Below are 4605 nucleotides of genomic sequence, written 5' to 3'. Positions count from 1 at the left end.
CCGGATAGCCATTATGAGGAGACTGTTTATAACGGTTCGCTGAGATCGCGAAGACCAAGGGGAGACGATGCGCTACATACGTCCGCTTTCAATCGAAGATGCCGTTGGCCTGCTGGCCGGGTCGACAGGTACGGCCGCCATTCTTGCCGGGGGCAGCGACCTACTGGTGAGGATGAAGGGCGGCTTTGTCGAACCCGACCTGATCGTCGACATCAAGGCGATTGAGGCTTTGAGTGAAATCAGGGAAACGGCCGACGGCTTCAGCATCGGTGCCGCTGTTCCCTGTGCCGTCCTGGGCGAGAGCTCTGCCCTGAAGAAGGCATGGCCCGGCGTCGTCGAAGCGGCCAAGCTGATCGGCTCGAAGCAAGTGCAGGGACGCTGCACGATAACAGGCAATCTCTGCAACGCCTCGCCGGCTGCAGACAGCGTGCCGGCGCTGGTCGCGGCCGGCGCCAGGGCATCGGTAGTCGGCCCGGGGGGCAGGCGAACGATTCCCGTGGGGAGCGTGCCGACCGCGCCGGGCAAGACGTCGCTGGCTAAAGGCGAGATCATCGAGGCGATCCTGCTCGACAAGCGCGCAGCGCGCTCGGGCGATGCCTATCTGCGCTTCATTCCCCGTACGGAGATGGATATTGCGGTGGTCAGCGCCGGCGTGAACCTGACGCTCGACGAACGGGGCGTCGTCACAGCGGCCCGTGTGGCGCTGGGCGCCGCGGCACCCACCGTGCTGCTTGTGGAAGAGGCGGCCGAGGCCATTATCGGCAGGACGCTGGACGAAGCCGCGCTTGAAAGGCTCGCCAAGGTCTGCTTTGGCGCCTGCCGCCCCATCGACGACAAGCGGGGCACCATCGAATTCAGAAGGAAAGTTGCGGGTGTGCTGGCCAAGCGGGCCGCCACGACCGCCTATGCTCGTGCAGGAGGCAAATGATGGCTGGTGTAGCAGTCTCAACCACAATCAACGGCGACAGCGTCGAGTACCTTTGCCAGCCGGACGAGACGCTGCTCGACGTCTTGCGCGATCGCCTGGGGCTGACGGGCGTCAAGGAAGGCTGCGGCACCGGCGACTGCGGCGCCTGCAGCATCATCCTCGATGACCGGCTGGTGTGTTCGTGCCTGGTGCTCGGTGCGGAAGCCGAGGGCCGCCGCGTCGAGACCGTCGAGGGCATGGCGCATGGCGACAGCCTGCACCCGCTGCAGCAGAAATTCCTGGAGCATGCAGCACTTCAATGCGGCATCTGCACGCCTGGCTTCCTGATCGCGGCCAAGGACCTGCTGGCCAAGAACCCCGATCCGACCGAGGAGGAAATCCGCTTCGGCCTCGCCGGGAACCTCTGCCGCTGCACCGGCTACGACAAGATCGTGCGTGCCGTTCAGGACGCGGCAAACGTGATGAAGGGAGCATGACGATGAATTTCGATCCGCGTTACTCCACTCGCAACTTCGCCTCCGTCGGCACACGTCCTATCCGCCCCGACGGCGTAGACAAGGTGACGGGCCGCGCCCGCTACGGCGCGGATTTCAACATGGCCGGCCAGTTGGTCGGGCGCGTCCTCAGAAGCCCCCACGCCCACGCCACGATCAGGAAGATCGACACGTCGAAGGCGGAGAAGCTCCCCGGCGTGAAAGCGGTGATCACCGCGGCCGACCTGCCAGACCTCACCGATGGCGATGCCGCCATGTACGACATCCTCGACAATTGCATGGCGCGCACCAAGGCGCTCTATGACGGCCATGCGGTGGCCGCGGTGGCAGCCGTCGACGCCCGCACGGCGAGGCAGGCGCTGAAGCTGATCGAGGTCGACTATGAGCTTTTGCCGCATGTTACCGATGTCGACGAGGCGATGAAGCACTCCGCGCCGCTCATCAACGACGCCATCTTCACCGAGGGCCTCGAGGAAAAGCCGGTAAAGCCGTCCAACGTCACCAAGCGCAGCCAGTTTGGCCATGGCGATGTCCATCAGGGTTTCGGGCACGCCGATTTCATCGTCGAGCGCTCGTTCAAGACCGAGCAGACGCATCAGGGCTATATCGAGCCGCATGCCTGCGTGGCGAGCGTCAGTTCCGACGGCACCGCCGACCTCTGGGTCTGCACGCAGGGGCATTTCGTCTATCGCCAACACTGCGCCCAACTGCTTGGCATGGAAGCCTCGAAGCTGCGCGTCACCTCCTCGGAGATCGGCGGCGGCTTCGGCGGCAAGACCCATGTCTGGGCCGAGCCGGTGGCGCTGGCGCTGTCGCGCAAGGCGGGGCGCCCGGTCAAGCTGGTGATGACCCGCGACGAGGTGTTCCGCGCCTCGGGCCCGACCAGCGCCACCTCGATCGACGTGAAGATCGGCGCCCGCAAGGACGGCACCATCACCGCCGCCGAAGCGACGCTGCGCTATTCCTGTGGTCCGTATCCGGGCTCCTGGGCCGAGATCGGCGCCATGACGGCGTTCGCCTGCTACAGGCTCGAGAACGTCAAGACGGTCGGCTACGAAGTGTTGGTCAACCGGCCGAAGACGGCGGCCTATCGCGCGCCCTCCGCACCCATGGCGGCGTTCGCGGTGGAAAGCGCGGTCGACGAACTGGCCAAAGAGATCGGCATGGACCCGGTCGACTTCCGCATAAAGAACGCCGCGCAGGAAGGCACCAGGTCGTCCTACGGCCCGGTCTATGGCCCGATCGGCATCGGCCCGACGCTGGAGGCGGTGAAGAACCATCCGCACATGAAGGCGCCGCTCGGAAAGAACCAGGGCAGGGGCATGGCCTGCGGCTTCTGGTTCAACTTCGGCGGCCAGACCTGCACCGACCTCAACATCGGCATGGACGGCTCGGTCTCGCTTGCCGTCGGAACGGTCGATGTGGGTGGTTCCCGCGCGTCGCTGTCGCTGGTGGCGGCGGAGGAGCTCGGCATCGCCTACGAGCAGGTCAAGGCGATCGTCGCCGACACCTCCAGCCTCGGCTACAACGACATGACCGACGGCAGCCGGGGCACCTTCTCGTCCTCCATGGCGACCATCTCGGCCGCCCGCAACGCGATCAAGATCCTGCGCGAACGCGCCGCGCAGATGTGGGACATTGCCGTCGACGACGTGGTCTGGGAACAGGGCCACGCGGTTGCCAAGGGCGAGAAGCACGGCAATCTCGGCAAGCTGTCGCTGAAGGAGATTGCCGCCGCGTCGGGCACGACCGGCGGACCAATCGCCGGCCACAGCGAACTCGTCGCCGACGGTGCCGGCGTCTCCTTCGCCACCCATATCTGCGATATCGAGGTCGACCCCGAGACCGGCGCCACGAGAGTGTTGCGCTACACGGTGGTGCAGGATGCGGGCAAAGCGGTGCACCCGACCTATGTGGAGGGACAGTATCAGGGCGGTGCCGCGCAAGGCATCGGCTGGGCGCTCAACGAGGAGTATATCTACGGCAAGGACGGGCGGCTGCAGAACCCCGGCTTCCTCGACTACCGCATCCCGGTCTGCTCGGACCTGCCGATGATCGACACGCAGATCCTCGAGATCCCCAACCCCAACCACCCCTACGGGGTGCGCGGCGTCGGCGAGACGTCGATCGTGCCGCCGCTGGCGGCGATCGCCAATGCGGTCTCAAATGCAGCCGGCGTGCGGATGGCGCATATTCCCATGTCGCCGCCACGCATCCTGGCGGCGATCGAAGCGGAACGGGCAGGCTGATGGTCGAAGTGACGCTCTGGGGATCGCTTGGCGCGGCCGCCGGAGGCAAGAACAAGGTCGAGATCGAGGCCAAGGACATAAGGGAGCTGTTCAGGAAACTGGCTGAACAGTATCCCGGCATCGAGCCCTTGATCGACCGCGGCATCGCCGTCGCCATCGACGGCACGATCTATCGCGACACCTGGTCGAAGGAATTGCCAAAGGGCTCGGAGATTTTCCTGCTGCCGAGGCTGGCAGGGGGATAATTGGACAAGCGTCTCGCTGCTGTCGCTCAGCAACGAGCCCGACACCATGCCGCAGGCGATCGACGCGACGGGCGCCGAGGGCCGTACCCGACTCTATGTTGCCTTCACGATTCTCGGTTTAGTCGGTCGGCGGGATTGAGCCGCGCTCTCGAGGGCCAAGGCCAACCGCTTCTCGTCTTCGATGGCGCGGTCGACTGCCTCAATTTCCTCTTGGAGCGCCTTCAACTCGGCTCCGTAGCTGGAGCCGTCGCTGTCCCCGATCTGAAAGCCACTTGCCCGCATTGCGTCGCGGGTATGGTGCACGTTACGGACTCCTTCGCGTCGAGTCGCGACCAGGATTTCCCTGAACTCTCCAAGACGTTCAACGTGATTGCGAGTCATTGCGTTCTCCTTACGGCGCAGAAGGTTTAAATGACTACAGGAGATACTCTCGACAAAGCATGAGTGCGAAAGCTCAAATTTGAACGTCTTGCAATAACGTGGAGCGCAGCAGGCGGAAATTGGCTTGGGACCCAGGTGTTAGACTCTTCCGCCGAGCGCGTCTGCTGCTCGGCTCGGCTGCTCGTCGGCGCGCTTGCTGGTCCATCCAGCTGCGGTTCTGGATCGCGAGAGTCCGTTTCTGAGCGCACAGCGACGCTGGTCTCAATGTCCGAAAAGAGGCGCAAGGCGGACCTGCCCGATGTTTCATG

Annotated in this window: 5 protein-coding genes; 4 read left to right on the top strand and 1 reads right to left on the bottom strand. The window is 64.6% G+C overall.

Going from position 1 to position 4605, the window contains the following annotated elements; translation table 11 throughout:
• Positions 1-67 precede the first annotated feature (67 nt).
• The 4 genes from ACXJ7R_RS25285 to ACXJ7R_RS25270 are packed head-to-tail and all read left to right on the top strand — an operon-like array spanning position 68 to position 3916.
• Positions 68-928 (top strand): FAD binding domain-containing protein, encoded by an 861-nt coding sequence (locus ACXJ7R_RS25285; RefSeq protein WP_457154204.1) that lies wholly within the window; start codon positions 68-70, stop codon positions 926-928.
• Positions 928-1404 (top strand): (2Fe-2S)-binding protein, encoded by a 477-nt coding sequence (locus tag ACXJ7R_RS25280; RefSeq protein ID WP_095091114.1) that lies wholly within the window; start codon positions 928-930, stop codon positions 1402-1404. The genes ACXJ7R_RS25285 and ACXJ7R_RS25280 overlap by 1 nt, the downstream gene beginning before the upstream one ends.
• 2 nt (positions 1405-1406) lie before the next feature.
• A complete protein-coding gene (locus ACXJ7R_RS25275; RefSeq protein ID WP_457154205.1) occupies positions 1407-3671 on the top strand; it encodes a xanthine dehydrogenase family protein molybdopterin-binding subunit in 2265 nt (754 codons plus the stop codon).
• Entirely contained in the window at positions 3671-3916 is a 246-nt protein-coding gene (locus tag ACXJ7R_RS25270) for a MoaD/ThiS family protein (RefSeq protein WP_095091116.1), read from the top strand. The genes ACXJ7R_RS25275 and ACXJ7R_RS25270 overlap by 1 nt, the downstream gene beginning before the upstream one ends.
• 93 nt (positions 3917-4009) lie before the next feature.
• On the opposite strand, the gene ACXJ7R_RS25265 is transcribed toward ACXJ7R_RS25270, so the two are convergent.
• Positions 4010-4297 carry a hypothetical protein gene (locus ACXJ7R_RS25265; protein ID WP_095091117.1) on the bottom strand — a complete coding sequence of 96 codons (288 nt, stop codon included), beginning with the start codon at positions 4295-4297 and terminating at the stop codon, positions 4010-4012.
• Positions 4298-4605 lie beyond the last annotated feature (308 nt).

Source organism: Mesorhizobium sp. P5_C1 (genome assembly GCF_054049815.1).
This window is presented reverse-complemented; position numbering and strand designations above follow the sequence as displayed.

What these genes read in the sequence shown, in the direction of transcription:
- ACXJ7R_RS25280 (WP_095091114.1), top strand. Translation starts at nt 928, where the DNA reads ATGGCTGGTGTAGCAGTCTCAACCACAATCAACGGCGACAGCGTCGAG.
- ACXJ7R_RS25275 (WP_457154205.1), top strand. Translation starts at nt 1,407, where the DNA reads ATGAATTTCGATCCGCGTTACTCCACTCGCAACTTCGCCTCCGTCGGC.
- ACXJ7R_RS25285 (WP_457154204.1), top strand. Translation starts at nt 68, where the DNA reads ATGCGCTACATACGTCCGCTTTCAATCGAAGATGCCGTTGGCCTGCTG.
- ACXJ7R_RS25265 (WP_095091117.1), bottom strand. Translation starts at nt 4,297, where the DNA reads ATGACTCGCAATCACGTTGAACGTCTTGGAGAGTTCAGGGAAATCCTG.
- ACXJ7R_RS25270 (WP_095091116.1), top strand. Translation starts at nt 3,671, where the DNA reads ATGGTCGAAGTGACGCTCTGGGGATCGCTTGGCGCGGCCGCCGGAGGC.